This window comes from Lonepinella sp. MS14436 (assembly GCF_042470565.1).
Taxonomy (GTDB): domain Bacteria; phylum Pseudomonadota; class Gammaproteobacteria; order Enterobacterales; family Pasteurellaceae; genus Lonepinella.
This window is the reverse complement of record NZ_CP170385.1, coordinates 59,999-76,247: the sequence shown is the minus strand read 5'-3', so window position 1 is coordinate 76,247 and position 16,249 is coordinate 59,999. Positions and strand designations below refer to the sequence as shown.

The 16,249-nt window shown below is 37.0% G+C and carries 14 protein-coding genes; all 14 read left to right on the top strand.

All coding sequences use genetic code 11. From position 1 onward, the window contains the following. The first annotated feature begins 48 nt into the window (after positions 1-48). The 14 genes from melB to O1Q81_RS00350 all read left to right on the top strand — a co-directional run bounded on the left by melB (position 49) and on the right by O1Q81_RS00350 (position 16,187). Entirely contained in the window at positions 49-1,413 is a 1,365-nt protein-coding gene (gene melB, locus O1Q81_RS00415; RefSeq protein ID WP_386697678.1) for a melibiose:sodium transporter MelB, read from the top strand. Positions 1,414-1,716: 303 nt separating this feature from the next. Then, positions 1,717-2,028 (top strand): 30S ribosomal protein S10, encoded by a 312-nt coding sequence (gene rpsJ / locus O1Q81_RS00410; RefSeq protein ID WP_001181005.1) that lies wholly within the window; start codon positions 1,717-1,719, stop codon positions 2,026-2,028. Positions 2,029-2,045: 17 nt separating this feature from the next. Then, positions 2,046-2,672: a 50S ribosomal protein L3 gene (gene rplC, locus O1Q81_RS00405; RefSeq protein ID WP_386687933.1), complete on the top strand. Its 627-nt coding sequence runs from the start codon at positions 2,046-2,048 to the stop codon at positions 2,670-2,672. A 14-nt stretch (positions 2,673-2,686) separates the two neighbouring features. Further along, positions 2,687-3,289 (top strand): 50S ribosomal protein L4, encoded by a 603-nt coding sequence (gene rplD, locus O1Q81_RS00400; protein WP_386697676.1) that lies wholly within the window; start codon positions 2,687-2,689, stop codon positions 3,287-3,289. Continuing rightward, complete coding sequence (gene rplW, locus O1Q81_RS00395; RefSeq protein WP_386687930.1) at positions 3,286-3,591, top strand: 50S ribosomal protein L23; 306 nt, start codon at positions 3,286-3,288, stop codon at positions 3,589-3,591. Before rplD ends, rplW begins: the two co-directional genes overlap by 4 nt. Before the next feature lie 19 nt (positions 3,592-3,610). Beyond that, positions 3,611-4,432 (top strand): 50S ribosomal protein L2, encoded by an 822-nt coding sequence (rplB, locus tag O1Q81_RS00390; protein ID WP_386687928.1) that lies wholly within the window; start codon positions 3,611-3,613, stop codon positions 4,430-4,432. A gap of 25 nt (positions 4,433-4,457) precedes the next feature. Beyond that, positions 4,458-4,733: a 30S ribosomal protein S19 gene (gene rpsS, locus O1Q81_RS00385; RefSeq protein WP_005539416.1), complete on the top strand. Its 276-nt coding sequence runs from the start codon at positions 4,458-4,460 to the stop codon at positions 4,731-4,733. A gap of 10 nt (positions 4,734-4,743) precedes the next feature. Next, on the top strand, positions 4,744-5,076 hold the full coding sequence (rplV, locus tag O1Q81_RS00380) for a 50S ribosomal protein L22 (protein WP_012072223.1): 333 nt from the start codon (positions 4,744-4,746) through the stop codon (positions 5,074-5,076). 17 nt (positions 5,077-5,093) lie between these two features. Then, a complete protein-coding gene (rpsC, locus tag O1Q81_RS00375; RefSeq protein ID WP_132299970.1) occupies positions 5,094-5,801 on the top strand; it encodes a 30S ribosomal protein S3 in 708 nt (235 codons plus the stop codon). 13 nt (positions 5,802-5,814) lie between these two features. Further along, positions 5,815-6,225, top strand: coding sequence for a 50S ribosomal protein L16 (gene rplP, locus O1Q81_RS00370; RefSeq protein WP_386697674.1), 411 nt, complete (start codon positions 5,815-5,817; stop codon positions 6,223-6,225). Next, complete coding sequence (rpmC, locus tag O1Q81_RS00365; RefSeq protein ID WP_078239930.1) at positions 6,225-6,416, top strand: 50S ribosomal protein L29; 192 nt, start codon at positions 6,225-6,227, stop codon at positions 6,414-6,416. The genes rplP and rpmC overlap by 1 nt, the downstream gene beginning before the upstream one ends. Next, positions 6,416-6,673: a 30S ribosomal protein S17 gene (gene rpsQ / locus O1Q81_RS00360; protein ID WP_386695009.1), complete on the top strand. Its 258-nt coding sequence runs from the start codon at positions 6,416-6,418 to the stop codon at positions 6,671-6,673. The genes rpmC and rpsQ overlap by 1 nt, the downstream gene beginning before the upstream one ends. Before the next feature lie 146 nt (positions 6,674-6,819). After that, complete coding sequence (locus O1Q81_RS00355; protein ID WP_386697673.1) at positions 6,820-9,978, top strand: STY4851/ECs_5259 family protein; 3,159 nt, start codon at positions 6,820-6,822, stop codon at positions 9,976-9,978. Next, complete coding sequence (locus O1Q81_RS00350) at positions 9,975-16,187, top strand: DEAD/DEAH box helicase (protein WP_386697671.1); 6,213 nt, start codon at positions 9,975-9,977, stop codon at positions 16,185-16,187. The genes O1Q81_RS00355 and O1Q81_RS00350 overlap by 4 nt, the downstream gene beginning before the upstream one ends. The last annotated feature ends 62 nt before the right edge of the window (positions 16,188-16,249 follow it).

Genomic DNA, 16,249 nt, shown 5'->3' with positions numbered 1-16,249 from the left:
GCCTTATTCTTAATATTATTAAGTAAGGAGTAGGCTATGAGTTTGTCGATGAAAACAAAATTAAGCTTTGGGTTGGGTGCGTATGGTAAAGACTTTGCTATTGGTATTGTGTATATGTATCTGATGTACTATTACACCGATATAGTTGGAGCCTCTGCAGCTGTGGTTGGTACCATATTTATGGTGGCACGTATCTGGGATGCAGTTAACGATCCTATTATGGGCTGGATTGTAAATAATACACGTACTCGTTGGGGAAAGTTTAAACCTTGGATTTTAATTGGTACTATTCTTAATTCCATCAGCTTACTTTCATTATTTTATGCAGAATATTTCAGCGGGACAGCATTAATCATTTATATTGCAGTCACTTACATTTTATGGGGAATGACTTATACGTTAATGGATATTCCATTTTGGTCACTCACACCAACATTAACCCTTGACCAACGTGAACGTGAAGAACTTGTACCTTACCCACGTTTTTTCGCCAGCCTTGCTAACTTTGTGACAGCGGGTGTTTGTTTATGGTTCGTAGAACATGTCGGGGGTGGAGATCAAGGTTTTGGTTTCCGTATGTTTGTATGGGTAATCATTGCTTTCTTTACTGCTTCTACGATTATTACCCTAGTGAATGTTAAAGAAAAATATTCTTCAGATAACCTAGAAGAAAATCAAGGAGGACAAAAAGTTCCGTTAAAACAATTAGTTTCCTTAATTCCACGTAATGATCAGTTGTCAAGTCTGTTAATTATGGCGTTATGTTATAACATTGCTGGCAATATTGTGACATCTTTTGCTATTTATTATTTTACCTATGTGGTTGGAGATAAAGAGCTTTTCCCTTATTATATGTCTTATGCAGGTGTCGCTAATCTTATTGTGATTGTATTATTCTCAAGACTAGCAAAATTATTTTCTCGTCGTATTTTATGGGCAACAGCTTCTATTTCGCCGATCTTATCTTGCCTTGTACTTGCCTATACGGGTATTTCTGATAATCATAGTATTTGGTTAATTATCTTCGCTGGTATATTAATGAATATTGGTACCGCCTTATTCTGGACATTACAAGTTATTATGGTGGCAGATACAGTCGATTATGGTGAATATAAGTTAGGCATCCGCTCAGAGTCTATCGCCTATGCAGTACAGACCATGGTGGTCAAAGCTGGTTCAGCAGTTTCTGCATTTTTAATCGGGGTATTATTAACGGTGATTGATTATGTACCGAATGTGCAACAAAGTGAAAGTACCATTTTCTATATGAAAGTGATTATGATAGGTTTGCCGATAGTTTTCTATTTGATTAAATTATTTGTCTATTTCCGCTATTATCGTCTTTACGGTGATCTGTTAGCAAAAGTCAATATCTGTTTGTTGGATAAATATCGGAAGTTTGAAAATGCTTGATATTGATAAAATGAATAACTAAAACAAGTTGGTTGGGGTTGATAAACGTCAACCAACTTTTTGTGGCTATAATAAAATAAAAGCACTTGCAAACAAGGTTAAATCCCTGTATAATCCCCCCACTTTCAACCCGAAAGTCGTTTAATGTAATCATTTATTAAACGGACTGTTACGATAGGTAACAGATAAAATGTTCCCGATTTGGGAGCTAAAATAGGTCTGCTGCACTTCCCTTTATTTAAGTTGTACAAAGGTGATGGTGTCAGTTTTTTATTAGCTAAAAATTATTGGAGCTCTGGTCTAATGCAGAACCAAAGAATCCGTATCCGCTTAAAAGCATTTGATCATCGCTTGATCGATCAATCTACGGCGGAGATCGTAGAAACAGCTAAACGTACTGGTGCACAAGTTCGTGGTCCAATTCCTTTACCAACTCGTAAAGAACGTTTTACCGTATTGATTTCACCACACGTTAATAAAGACGCTCGTGATCAATATGAAATCCGTACGCACAAACGTTTAGTTGATATTGTTGAGCCAACAGAAAAAACTGTTGATGCACTTATGCGTTTAGATCTGGCTGCCGGCGTTGACGTGCAGATCAGCCTAGGTTAATTTAAGAGGTTATTACAATGATTGGTTTAGTCGGTCGTAAAGTTGGTATGACGCGTGTCTTCACTGAAGACGGTGTGTCAATTCCAGTTACCGTTATCGAAATTGAATCCAACCGTGTGACTCAAGTGAAAACTCTTGAAAACGATGGCTATTCTGCTGTTCAAGTTACTACTGGCTCTAAAAAAGCAAGTCGTGTAACTAAGCCAGAAGCTGGTCATTTCGTGAAAGCAGGTGTTGAAGCTGGTCGCGGTTTATGGGAATTTCGTACTGAAGGTGAAGAATTCACTTTAGGTCAAGAAATTAATGTTGACATCTTTGCAGATGTTAAAAAAGTCGATGTTACTGGTACATCAAAAGGTAAAGGTTTCCAAGGCGGTGTTAAACGTTGGAATTTCCGTACTCAAGATGCTACTCACGGTAACTCTTTATCACATCGTGTGTTGGGTTCTATTGGTCAAAACCAAACCCCAGGTCGTGTGTTTAAAGGTAAAAAAATGGCTGGACACTTAGGTGCTGAACGTGTAACGGTTCAATCACTTGAAGTTGTTCGTGTTGATGTTGAGCGTAAATTATTATTAGTGAAAGGTGCTGTTCCAGGTGCAACTGATAGTAATGTTATCGTGAAACCAGCGGTTAAAGCGTAAGTCAGGAGATAGAGATGGAATTACAAGTTGTCGGTGCTAACGCACTCAGCGTTTCTGAAACTACCTTCGGACGTGAGTTTAATGAAGCGTTAATTCATCAAGTAGTTGTTGCTTATGCAGCAGGTGCTCGTCAAGGTTCACGTGCACAAAAAACTCGTGCTGAAGTGTCTGGTTCAGGTAAAAAACCTTGGCGTCAAAAAGGTACAGGTCGTGCACGTTCTGGTGATATTAAATCACCAATTTGGCGTTCTGGTGGTATCACTTTCGCAGCAAAACCACAAGATCACAGCCAAAAAGTGAACAAAAAAATGTACCGCGGTGCAATTAAAAGCATTTTATCTGAATTAGTTCGTCAAGACCGTTTGGTTGTGGTGGAAAAATTCGAAATTGATGTACCAAAAACGAAGTCATTAGTTCAAAAATTAAAAGATTTAGCGTTAACAGATGCATTAATCATTACTGCAAGTTTAGATGAAAATCTATTCTTAGCAGCACGCAACTTATATAAAGTTGATGTGCGTGATGTTCAAGGTATCGACCCTGTGAGCTTAATTGCTTTCGATAAAGTGGTGGTTACTGTGGATGCAGTAAAACAAATTGAGGAGATGTTAGCATGATTCAACAAGAACGTTTGCTAAGTGTGCTTAAAGCACCGCTTATCTCTGAGAAAGCAACAAATAATGCTGAAGGCTCAAACACTATCGTTTTCAAAGTGGCATTAGATGCCAATAAAGTTGAAATTGCCAACGCGGTTGCTCAACTTTTCGAAGTGAAAGTAGATTCAGTGCGTACTGTGGTTGTTAAAGGTAAAACTAAACGCCGTGGTGCGAAAGTGGGTCGCCGTAGCGACTGGAAAAAAGCTTATGTTACTCTTCAAGAAGGTCAATCTTTGGACTTCGCTGAAGGTGCGACAGAGTAATTAGGAGGAGAAATTAGAAATGGCTATCGTTAAATGTAAGCCGACCTCCGCTGGTCGTCGTCACGTTGTTAAAATCGTGAACCCTGAATTACATAAGGGTAAACCTTATGCACCGTTGTTAGATACCAAATCTAAAACGGGTGGTCGTAATAATTTAGGACGTATCACTACTCGTCATATCGGTGGTGGTCATAAACAACATTATCGTTTAGTTGATTTTAAACGTAATAAGTTGGATATTCCAGCGGTTGTTGAGCGTCTTGAATATGATCCAAATCGTTCTGCCAATATTGCATTAGTGCTTTATAAAGACGGTGAACGCCGTTACATCTTAGCACCAAAAGGCTTATCAGTAGGCGATCAAATCCAAGCTGGCGTGAACTCACCAATTAAAGTGGGTAACTCATTACCAATGCGTAATATTCCAGTTGGTTCGACTGTACATAACGTTGAATTAAAACCAGGCAAAGGCGGTCAAATTGCCCGTTCTGCAGGGGCTTATGTACAAATCATCGCACGTGAAGGTAACTACGTTACATTGCGTTTACGTTCTGGCGAAATGCGTAAAGTATTAGCAGAATGTGTGGCGACCATCGGTGAAGTCGGTAACTCTGAACATATGTTGCGTGTACTTGGTAAAGCAGGTGCAAGCCGTTGGAGAGGGATTCGTCCTACCGTTCGTGGTACTGCAATGAACCCAGTAGATCACCCACACGGTGGTGGTGAAGGTCGTAACTTTGGTAAACACCCTGTTACACCTTGGGGCGTTCAGACCAAAGGTAAGAAAACTCGTCACAACAAACGTACTGATAAATTTATCGTACGTCGTCGTGGCAAATAATTTTATTAACTAAAGAGGATAAGCCATGCCACGTTCTCTCAAGAAAGGTCCTTTCCTTGACCTACACTTGTTGAAGAAGGTAGAGAAGGCGGTGGAAAGCGGGGATAAAAAACCAATTAAAACTTGGTCCCGTCGTTCAATGATCATTCCATCAATGATTGGTTTGACCATCGCAGTCCATAATGGTCGTCAGCACGTTCCTGTTTATGTTTCCGATGAAATGATCGGACATAAATTAGGCGAATTTGCACCGACTCGTACATACCGCGGTCACGCTGCGGATAAGAAAGCTAAGAAGTAAGAGGTAAAAGATGGAAACTATCGCAAAACATCGTTACGCTCGCACTTCAGCTCAAAAAGCTCGCTTAGTTGCGGATTTAATCCGTGGTAAAAAAGTTGCAGCCGCTCTTGAGATCTTAACTTACACCAACAAAAAAGCTGCGGCTTTGGTGAAGAAAGTGCTTGAGTCTGCGATTGCTAACGCCGAGCATAATGACGGTGCAGATATCGATGATCTCAAAGTCGCTAAGATTTTCGTTGACGAAGGTCCTAGTATGAAACGTGTTATGCCACGTGCCAAAGGTCGTGCAGATCGTATTTTAAAACGTACAAGCCACATCACTGTGGTTGTGTCAGATCGTTAATCGTAGAGGAATAGCAAATGGGTCAAAAAGTCCATCCACATGGTATTCGCCTAGGTATTGTTAAGCCTTGGAGCTCTACTTGGTTCGCGAATACACAAGACTTCGCCGATAATTTAGAAGGCGATTTTAACGTACGTAAATTCTTGAATAAAGAATTAGCGAGTGCTTCAGTGTCACGCATCACTATTGAGCGTCCTGCAAAAAGCATTCGTGTTACTATTCACACAGCTCGCCCAGGTATCGTTATCGGTAAAAAAGGCGAAGATGTTGAAAAATTACGCAATGCAGTAGCGAAAATCGCTGGTGTGCCTGCTCAAATCAACATTGCTGAAGTGAAAAAACCTGAATTAGATGCAAAATTAGTTGCAGACAGCATTGCTTCTCAATTAGAACGCCGTGTAATGTTCCGCCGTGCGATGAAACGTGCAGTACAAAACGCAATGCGTTTAGGTGCTAAAGGTATCAAAGTTGAAGTAAGCGGTCGTTTAGGTGGTGCAGAAATTGCACGCTCAGAATGGTATCGTGAAGGTCGTGTGCCATTACATACACTGCGTGCGGACATCGATTATAACACTGCAGAAGCACATACAACTTACGGCGTAATCGGCGTAAAAGTGTGGATCTTCAAAGGTGAAATTTTAGGTGGAATGGCTGCAATTGCACAACAACCAGAACAACAACCTGCCCAGCCTAAAAAGGCACCACGTGGCAAAGGTCGTAAGTAAGGAGAACTGCTAAATGTTGCAACCAAAACGTACAAAATTCCGTAAAGTCCACAAAGGACGCAACCGTGGTTTAGCTGGTGGTACTGAAGTAAGTTTCGGTACATTCGGTTTAAAAGCGGTTGGTCGCGGTCGTTTAACAGCTCGTCAAATTGAAGCGGCTCGTCGTGCGATGACACGTGCGGTTAAACGTCAAGGTAAAATCTGGATTCGTGTATTCCCAGACAAACCAATTACCGAAAAACCATTAGAAGTTCGTATGGGTAAAGGTAAAGGTAACGTGGAATACTGGGTAGCGCTTATCCAACCAGGTAAAGTACTTTATGAAATGGACGGAGTTTCAGAAGAAATCGCTCGTAGTGCATTCGCATTAGCAGCGGCGAAACTTCCAATTAAAACAACGTTCGTAATTAAGACGGTGATGTAATGAAAGCTCAAGAACTAAGAAACAAAAACGTTGAAGAGCTGAATGCGGAATTAGTGAACCTTTTAGGTGAACAATTCAAATTGCGTATGCAAGCAGCCACCGGTCAGCTTCAACAAACCCATCAGTTAAAACAAGTGCGTCGTAGTATTGCACAAATTAAAACTGTGTTAACCGAAAAGGCGGGTGAGTAATGACTGATAAAATTCGTACAGTTCAAGGTCGTGTAATCAGCGATAAAATGGATAAATCTTTCACTATTGCTATCGAGCGTAAAGTGAAACACCCACTATTGGGTAAATTTATCCGCCGCACTACTAAATTACACGTTCACGATGAAAATAACGAAGCAAGAATTGGTGATGTGGTTGAGATCAAAGAATCTCGCCCTATCTCAAAAACCAAATCTTGGACATTGGTTCGTGTCGTTGAAAAAGCAGTTGTTGCTTAATCTTCGATAATCAAAAAATGAAAAGCTCAGCATTGCTGGGCTTTTTTTCTGTATAAGCTAAGTATTTCTTATGTCAGCTTTAATTTTGCAAATAATCATTGTACAATCGGAATGAAGACAAAAATATTGTATTTACGGAGAAGAAGATGGAAATTTATGGTGATTATTACCTATTTGAATATCTTAATAAATTTCTTGCTAAACGGGGACTGTCCCAAGTCTCAGGTAAGCCACTTTATACTTATTTAGTGACGAAAGCAGAATTTTATGAGTTTGAAAAATTATTAAAATTTCCTCCGCACTTTAAGCCACAAAATAATCTTTATTGGTGTGCATTGTATTGTTTGTATGGCTCGGAATGGTATCGTCAAAAATACCGTGGTGAGTGGAGTTGGGATGGGATTGATAATATCTTTGATACGCCAATTGATGCGAATTTACGAAGTAAAATCATTATTAACGGATTTCGTTATTGGAAACGAGAAATTGCACAATATGATGATCACCGTAAAAGTTATTTAGGTTCTGTTTTTCGTGAAGGTGGTTTACCTTATATTTTACTGACCCAGACTGATAGTCGTTTCCAAGATCTGTTCCGCAACATATTATCTTTATATTCTTATAATCCACAAGTTTTATTAGATTATCATTTATTATTACCCTATCTTACTTATTTTCCCGAAGCCTTAAAGGGAGATGTAACGCTTTCATTGATCATTGAGATGGCGACTAAGTTGATTAAATTAGTAGATATATATGATCTTTCCAACAGAGTAAATCCCATCAATTATTTAAATGAACATAATGCAGATTGGCGTGAAGATTTCCCAATTCCTTTTGATGAGAGTACGGCAGATACATTTTTGGCGGGGTTATTGATATCTACAGTAGAAGAAAAAAGTCGTAAAACAAGAAATATAGCACGTTATGAACTCGCTTATAAATTAATTGATAAAGAAAATGTTAAGTTTAAATTGGAACTGATATTAAATAAGCACTTTAGTTTTAATAGTGATTCTGTCATTCAGGGCGAATGGTTTACCCTTTTCTTATATGAAGGAAATTATCCTTTGGCAGAACTAACATCGGGTTATCCATTAAAAACAGAAAACAATCATATCCAAGTATTATTAAAGTCAGATTTTTTTGATATTTATCGTAAAGTCTGTAATTGCCCACTCTATTTAGCAATTAAACAACAAGGGCATATTATTTATCAAGAAGAATTATCTCAAAGTGAGATTAATCTAGATGAAATGCCCTTTATTTTAAATGAATTTAATGAGCTTGTTGGGCTAGGAAGCGTTAAGAAAGAGGCGGGATTATTTCATATTATGATTTCTTCTACTGCGACTTATCAAGCAGCAGAGAATAGCCAAGTAGAGATATTGGATAGTTCTGAACAATGGCAATATTTATCCTTAATTGGGGATATCTGGGTTTATTATGATCAGGAAGCATTTTTTATTTCAACGAAACAAAATGTATTTAAGCGAGATGTTCAAGTATGCGGCAAAACATTGCCTTATTATTCACCATCTGGGAGACCAATTTATTTAGGTAAGCCTTATATTAATGATACTGAACATTTTCATTTAGATATGAATCATTCGGCCAATCTGGCTGAAAACTTTGGTGAACATTTTGTTCGTGTTTTGGATAAAAATAATCAGTTATTTTTTAGAAAGAAAGTCTCTATTTTACCTGATGGATTTTCTATAAAGTTATTAAACAATGGTAGTGATCCGAGAACAGGGCGTATTCGTATTACTTGCCCTATCCCCTTTATGGTGAAAATATTAACCGGTAGCGTGGAGGGGCAGTTAGAAAACATAAGCGGACTTCAAAAAGAATTAACAGTTTCAAGCCAATTTATTATTGAGAAATTGGTAATAGATGTGCGTATTAACTTGTTCTCATCAGTATTGGTTGAGATTCCTTATCCATCATCTGGAGCGTTAATTTTTGATGCAGATGAGAAAGAAGTGAAATACAATCAATCATTGTCAATTAGCGAGCTTTTAGGAGCTAGATTAAAATTATATCCCGATATTGATACCTCAGCGAATTATGAAATTCTTTTAAAGAATGGTCAAAATAATCAGTATGCATGGCAGTATTTCAATGTAGTCAACCCATTAGAAATTAGTTTATATGATTTTAAAAACTCAATTTTGTCATTACTTGCTTCATCAGCTAATTTAGATGATTATGCAAGGATGTTTATTTCTAAGTCAGGTAAACAACTACGTCAGGTAGATATTAAATTATATGCAGCCGATCCAAGAATTGAAAATGGGGTTGTTTATTTTGATGATATTCCAAAAGATAACGTTCAATTACAGTTGTTATCATTAGTTTCTTTAAATGTTCAAGATTTATTATTTAATGAAGAAATCAAAGGATATGTTTTACCCGAACATATTGTTGACCCCAGTTTAGTAGTTACATCAAAAACATCAAAAATACAAAGTCGGTCTTGCTTCATTTCTGGTGCCGAGAATGTTGTAATAGACGGAGAGTTGCAACAAGTTATTACTAAAGATCCTATTGTTTATCAACAATATTATGCAGATATGATTGAAATGATGGCAAATGATTTTACTCATTCAGGTTGGGATTATTTAAAAGAGTTATATAATCGTTTTAATTATTTGCCATTGTCAACATTTTCAATTTGGAAATATCTTGTCAAAAATACGAGAGCATTAGTATTGTTTATGATGAAAGCTAATGATGTTGACAAGGCAATGAAACAATTCCAAGAAGAATTTAATGTTATTTGGGAAATTATCCCGATAGATGTATGGAATGAAATGTTTGATGTTTTCAAGTTATCATTAAATGTATTCTCCGAAGGAATACAAAAAGTATTGCTAGAAAATCGGTTTAATTTAATCAGTGCGTTTCTATGCTGTTTTAATTACACAAAGAGTGACAAGCAGAATGATTTCGACATAGAATTTATGAATAATACAGTATTACCATTGTGGTATGATGATATGTGTCGAATGAATGTGAATAAATCCTATTGGCCTACCTATTTTTTTGATGAGTTGCAAGGCTGGATTAGGGAAATGAATATCCCATTTAATTTAAAAAATATTTATCATTCATCTGTTGTTTATATGCCTTTTTTTGCTGCTGCAATGGCAGTGAATAAGGTAACGCTTGAGCGGCTTAATATGACAGAACCAAGTGATTTTTTTAATTTTAGGCAGTTAATGGAATTTGAATATCATAGCTGGTTTAAACCAGTATATCAGTATGCGATTCAATATTTTACGGAGAACGAGAAAAAATGAGACCTTATTTTGCTACATTAAAAGAACAAGCCAATAATCGAGCGAAAGAATCTTCTTTGAGTATTTTAGGTATTTCAAATCCGAGTTTACGCAATCATTTAAGTAAACAGATGACGGAAGAAGAACCTTTTGTCACCAAGCCTGTTTTTGAACCCATGTTCGCTTGGAAAGCACATACAAATACGATGGAAGAACTTGTTACGGAAGGGTTGTTATCTAAGGAAATTGTTACCGCATTAAATGAAGCAGTTATTCAAGATGCAGATGAAAATAATAAAAATCGATATGCGTTTAAAAAACAATGGAAGCCCTTTGCACATCAATATAAAGCGTGGAAAGATCTTTTATCTGATACACCACAATCAAGAATTATTACTAGTGGTACGGGGTCAGGTAAAACGGAGTGTTTTATGGTTCCTGTTTTGGAAGATCTGTATCGGGAAATGAACCAAAGCAATAAACCCTTGATGGGTGTGCGGGCATTATTTCTTTATCCTTTGAATGCGTTAATTAGCTCACAACGTGAGCGTTTGCAAGCGTGGACACATTATTTTGGAGATAAAATTCGTTACTGTTTATACAATGGACAGACCAAAGAATATGCAGATGATGTAAAAGATTTACAGGCTAATTATCCGCAAGAAGTTTTTTCTCGAGAACGAATGCGGGATAATCCAGCCCCGATTTTAGTCACAAATGGCACAATGTTAGAGTATATGTTAGTGCGACAAGTTGATGCACCTATTCTTAATCAATCACAAGGAGCATTGCGTTGGATTATTCTGGATGAAGCTCATACCTATGTGGGGTCACAAGCTGCGGAATTAGCATTACAACTTCGCCGAGTCATGTTAGCTTTTGGTGTAAAAGCAGAAAATGTACGATTTGTGGCGACATCAGCTACGATTGCAGGTGAAGAAGCGGAATCTCAATTAAAACGTTATTTAGCCAGCCTTGCTAATATTCCAGAATCACAGATAGCTGTGATTGGTGGGCAACGTCAAGTTCCTGATATTCCCGTTACTGAGAATCATCCATACACTTTAGATGAATTGGAAACACTGGATAATGATAATGAAGTGTCGGAAGCACGTTTTGTTGCTCTAGCCAAGACACCTTTAGCCAGAGAAATTAGACACATCTTTGCTAAAAACCCCGTTTCTATTGAAGCGGCATTAAAATATTTCTCAAACTTAGATGAGCAGTCATTATATCGTTGGCTGGATCTTTGTACTTCTACTCGTGCAACTGAACAAGGAGAAGCCTTTTTAAAATTACGAGCACATTATTTTCAACGAACATTATCTGGATTATGGGCATGTATTGATCCTAATTGTACTTGTAAAGACCACTCTTTAGTCAAAGAAAAATGGCCTTTTGGTAAGGTGTATAGTCAAGTTCGTTCAAGATGTGAGTGTGGTGCTGCCGTATTTGAGTTAGTTTTTTGTCAGGAATGTAATGAACCACATTTACTGGCAAGTCGTATCAATATGAAATTAGAGCAATGGACAGGAAAAGTGGAAGATGAATTTTCATTATTAGATGAAAATCCATCGGATGATATGGCTGATGAAGAGGCTATATCAGAAAATATGCCTGTAAGTCGAGATGAAGAATTGTTGCTTGGATTACACCCTCATTCCGAATATGTGCTTCAACGATTAGATAAATTTGGAAATATTCAGAATTTGAATGATGATGGGATTGATTATTATCAATTACATAGTGATACACAGACTTGTTGTGCTTGTGGTCATACAGGACGTGGATTATATGGTAAAGCGATGCGGAGAGCATTATTAGGGGTGCCATTTTACTCAATGAATCTTGTTCCGACGGTGCTCGAATATTGTCCAGAAATAGAAGAAAATAAATTGACTAAGCCCAATAGAGGACGACGGTTAATTACCTTTACTGATAGTCGTCAAGGTACAGCCAAAATGTCGATTAAAATGCAACAAGATGCTGAACGTTCTCGTTTACGTGGACTTGTGGTGAATTGTTTGAAAAAATCAGTAGAACGGAAATCACAATTTCCTGAACATCTACAATCTAAGATGAATGGCTTTGATAAATTAGGAAAAGAACATTTAAAAGCAAATTGGTCAGTGATCAAATCTGTATTGAGTGAATTAAATGACAAGGAAATCAAGGAGATTGAAGATTATTTAAATAGTGAAGATAAAATAACACCTAAAGCAAGAGCTTGGTTAGATGTTGTTAGTGAATTGACCAAAGATCCAGAACTTGCAGAGATAATGTTAAAAGAAAATCGTCAGTTATCGCCACAGGTATTTGATTCAGCGGATGGGTTGAATCGTTTGGCTCGATTATTGTTGTTGCGAGAATTTATGGTTCGCCCTAAGAACCGTAATAATTTGGAAACTCAAGGCTTAGTGAAATTAGTTTATCCTGCTTTAGATAAAATTACTAAAGTACCAGAATATTGGGAAGATAAAGGTCTTTCACTCCGTGATTGGAAAGATTTTCTTAAAATTTCTTTAGACTTTTATGTTCGCCAAAATATTTTCTTAACGATTGAACGGGAGACATTGCGTTGGATTGGTATGCCATTTTATTCGCGTAGTTTGATCAGTCCCACATCTCAAGATAAAAGTGAAGGGAGAGTATTAACGTGGGTACAGGTGAAGTCGAATAATGAACAACAGCAGCGGTTAATTAATTTACTTTCTATTGGAGCAAAATTGGACGTTAAGTATGCAAGGGATAGAGTGATTTTAAATAAATGGTTACAAGATGCTTGGGATCAATTAATTGCAAGCCATATTCTTATTGGTTCCGCAGATAAAAAGTATCATCTTGATTTCACAGGTGTTTTTGATAACCAAAATGCGGTGGGATTATCGTTAATTGACAGAGCTTATATTTGTCCAATTACCAATAAACTATTGGATACTACATTTAAAGGCTTTACCCCTTATCTTCCTGCTGCTTTTAGAAAAGTGAGTCAAACATCGGACTTTGCAGAATTTAAGTGTCGTGAAATTGCTATGCCGAAATTATGGGCATTTAAAGATGGTGATGATTATTTAAAAGCATTGGAATTAACTCGCAAACAGATTCATCAAAATGCTGAAATTCAAGTCTTAAGAGAGCAGAATTTATGGACAGATATCAATGATAGTGCGATGGAAGGAGGTTGTTATTATACTGTTGCAGAACATTCTGCCCAACAGGAAGCGAGTAAGTTACAACAATATGAAAAAAAATTCAAAGCGGGTCAGAAAAACATTCTAAACTGCTCGACAACAATGGAAATGGGGGTTGATATTGGGGGAATTGTCGCAGTAATTATGAATAATGTACCGCCACATCCAGCAAATTATTTGCAAAGAGCGGGGCGAGCAGGACGTTCTAAAGAATCTCGAGCGATTAGTTTTACCCTTTGTAAAGATAACCCACACGATCAGGCGGTTTTTTCAAATCCTAAATGGGCGTTTGAAACCGCTATTCCAGCACCTTATGTTGAATTTAGCTCACAAAAATTGATTCAACGTCATTTAAATGCTTTTTTATTAGGGAAATTTTTACGTTCTTTAGGTATAGAAAAAGATCGTACTAAACTTAATTTACAGTGGTTTTATGGACGAACGGCAGGTGATAATAGTGTTTCATTTGCACAACAGTTTGAGCATTGGTTAGGCAATAAAAAGACGCTGTCTAAATATGAGAAAGACCTTTCTTGGGTGATTAGAGGAACAGAATTGCAGTCAATGCCTTTTTCCCGTATTTGTACTCGTACAAAAGAGAATATTCAAGTCTTACGGGAACGTTGGGAAGAAAATTATCACTACTTACAAAGAGAATTAGCGTCAGCTACCAAGGGAAGTCATTATTATAGTAAGTTAAAATTAGATTTAGATCGTTTGACTGACACTTATCTGCTAAGTTATTTAGCATCTCATTCTTTTTTACCAGGTTATGGATTTCCAACCGATATTGTATCTTTTGATACAGATAGTATTGAACACAATAACAGAGAGCGTGGAAATGGGAGTAAAAATAAAATAAAAACATTGCCAACGAGACAGCTCCCCGTAGCGATCCGAGAATATGCTCCAGGAGTAGATATTGCCCTAGATGGTGTTGTGTATCGTTCCGTTGGTATTGCCTTGAATTGGCAAAAAATTTATTCGCCTACTGCAAAAGAAGCTCAAAAACTTGATGTGGCTTGGCGTTGTCCCAAATGTGGTTCCTCTGGTTATGAAGATGGAGCAGAAAAGTATGGACAATTATGTTGTTCGCATTGTGATGCCCCCATTCTTGAAGAATATCAAAAGAAAGTTATTCAACCTACAGGGTTTGTAGCAGATTATTACCGACCTTTATCAAATAATATTGTAGAGAATCATTTCCTGCCAATTCAAAATGCTTGGGTGATTGCAAAAGGGGAAATGAAATTTTTACCAACACCTAATTTGGGTGTAATGCGAGCAGATCCCCAAGGAAAAGTATTCCACCATTCATCAGGTTTTGCTGGAAAGGGATATGCTATTTGTATGGGTTGTGGGCGTGCTGAATCAATGACAAAAGAGGGTTTCCCAGCGATGCTTAATCCAGAAAAGAATGACCGGAGACATTATTCCCCTAAAGCAACAAATAAAAATCAGCGAGAATATTGTTCAGGGACGATTTTAGGTAATATTCATCTCGGTGTTTCTTCCAATACTGACGTATTTGAACTTGTGCTACGTAGTCCAGAAAAGGGATTGTTGGATGATAGAGCAGATAAAGTTATTGCTGTGACGTTGGCTGTCGCTTTACGTAGAGCATTAACTGAAGAATTGGGAATATCAACTGACGAAGTACAATACAGTGTTCGCCCCGTTATCTTAAATGGTGAGCATAGTTTAGCTTTACAATTATTTGATACTATTGCTGGAGGGGCTGGTTTTGCAAGTTCTGCACCTCGGTATATAGTGTCAATTTTGCAAAAAATGATCAAAATATTACATTGTACTCATCAATGTGAAGCATTTTGTGTCCATTGTTTGCTTGAGCAAGACTCTCGTTTTGACTCTGATAAACTTAATCGATTAAAAGCGTTGGAATGGTTAGGTTCTTCATTTAGCCATTACTTAGCATTACCTCCAGAATATCAAGAGATGATCAATGGAGGACGTTACAGTCCATTGAGTTTAACAGAAAAACTTCGGGATTTATTAAATCAAAATATGACAAAATGTAAGTTTATATTATCTCGTGATCCAGAAGATTGGGATATTTCTTTGGAACCGTTACGAACGGTCATAATGCCATTATTATTAGCGGATGTGCGGGTTGTTTTTGTTATTGAGAAACAAACTTATAGCACCGACGTTTTGCGTTTTTTTGCTCAATTACAACATCTTGGGATCGTATTTGAATATGCTAAAGTAAAAGCGGGTATTGTATATCAAGCAGCCATTGGAACACGTTGCGTTACTGTGGCGACGAGAGATGATTCTGCGGTGCGATTAGGTGAAAGTTGGTTAAATAGTAAAGATATTGTTTTATACTCAGAACAAGAAGCAATGATTGAGGGAGAAACTTCGGAATCTTTTCCATTAGAAATGGATAAAATATTCGCAATTTGTGATGAATTAAGCCACGTTCCTTTATCTAAATTTGGTGAAAAATTCAGAAAAATTTTGGAGAAACAAGAAATTACATTTAAGAGTATATTACAAACTGAAGCATTAGAGAGAGTTTGTTATTCAGATCGATATTTGAGAACACCAGAGATGATCCTACTACTAGGAGAGATTCTTAAAGTTATTATTGGAAAATCGCAATGTGAGATAAATATTAAAACGGTTTTTGAGAAAAGAGATGATGATAGAAGCCCTTATCTATTACGTCATAATTGGAGAAATAAAAGGGATTATCAAGGTGTTGTTGAAAAATACTTATCACAGGCTCTGTCTACTTCTGTGTTTTTAGATATTGCACAAGGGAATAAAGGAGCGTTACATGCACGTATTTTAGATTTGTACTTTATATCAGGAAAACATTATCAAATTTTCTTTGATCAAGGAATGGGATATTGGCATATCGAAAATGCGTATCATCGCTCTTATAAATATAGCTTTGTCGATATTGTTGATGGACAAATAAGCACATTAAATCAAATTCGAAATGATAGAGGGTCTGATATTGTAAATGATGAATATCCGACAAGTGTGATGCTTAAATGTCTTAAATTTTAGAATGTCGGGTAATTCCAGTTGATTTTATCGTGTCTTTTTGTTAGAATCCGCAAACTATTTAC

Bases quoted from the DNA above. Each gene is read 5' to 3' on its own strand.
- rplV (WP_012072223.1), top strand. From the start codon at position 4,744: ATGGAAACTATCGCAAAACATCGTTACGCTCGCACTTCAGCTCAAAAA.
- rpsQ (WP_386695009.1), top strand. From the start codon at position 6,416: ATGACTGATAAAATTCGTACAGTTCAAGGTCGTGTAATCAGCGATAAA.
- rplB (WP_386687928.1), top strand. From the start codon at position 3,611: ATGGCTATCGTTAAATGTAAGCCGACCTCCGCTGGTCGTCGTCACGTT.
- rplP (WP_386697674.1), top strand. From the start codon at position 5,815: ATGTTGCAACCAAAACGTACAAAATTCCGTAAAGTCCACAAAGGACGC.
- rpsJ (WP_001181005.1), top strand. From the start codon at position 1,717: ATGCAGAACCAAAGAATCCGTATCCGCTTAAAAGCATTTGATCATCGC.
- rpsC (WP_132299970.1), top strand. From the start codon at position 5,094: ATGGGTCAAAAAGTCCATCCACATGGTATTCGCCTAGGTATTGTTAAG.
- O1Q81_RS00350 (WP_386697671.1), top strand. From the start codon at position 9,975: ATGAGACCTTATTTTGCTACATTAAAAGAACAAGCCAATAATCGAGCG.
- rplC (WP_386687933.1), top strand. From the start codon at position 2,046: ATGATTGGTTTAGTCGGTCGTAAAGTTGGTATGACGCGTGTCTTCACT.
- melB (WP_386697678.1), top strand. From the start codon at position 49: ATGAAAACAAAATTAAGCTTTGGGTTGGGTGCGTATGGTAAAGACTTT.
- rplW (WP_386687930.1), top strand. From the start codon at position 3,286: ATGATTCAACAAGAACGTTTGCTAAGTGTGCTTAAAGCACCGCTTATC.
- rplD (WP_386697676.1), top strand. From the start codon at position 2,687: ATGGAATTACAAGTTGTCGGTGCTAACGCACTCAGCGTTTCTGAAACT.
- O1Q81_RS00355 (WP_386697673.1), top strand. From the start codon at position 6,820: ATGGAAATTTATGGTGATTATTACCTATTTGAATATCTTAATAAATTT.
- rpsS (WP_005539416.1), top strand. From the start codon at position 4,458: ATGCCACGTTCTCTCAAGAAAGGTCCTTTCCTTGACCTACACTTGTTG.
- rpmC (WP_078239930.1), top strand. From the start codon at position 6,225: ATGAAAGCTCAAGAACTAAGAAACAAAAACGTTGAAGAGCTGAATGCG.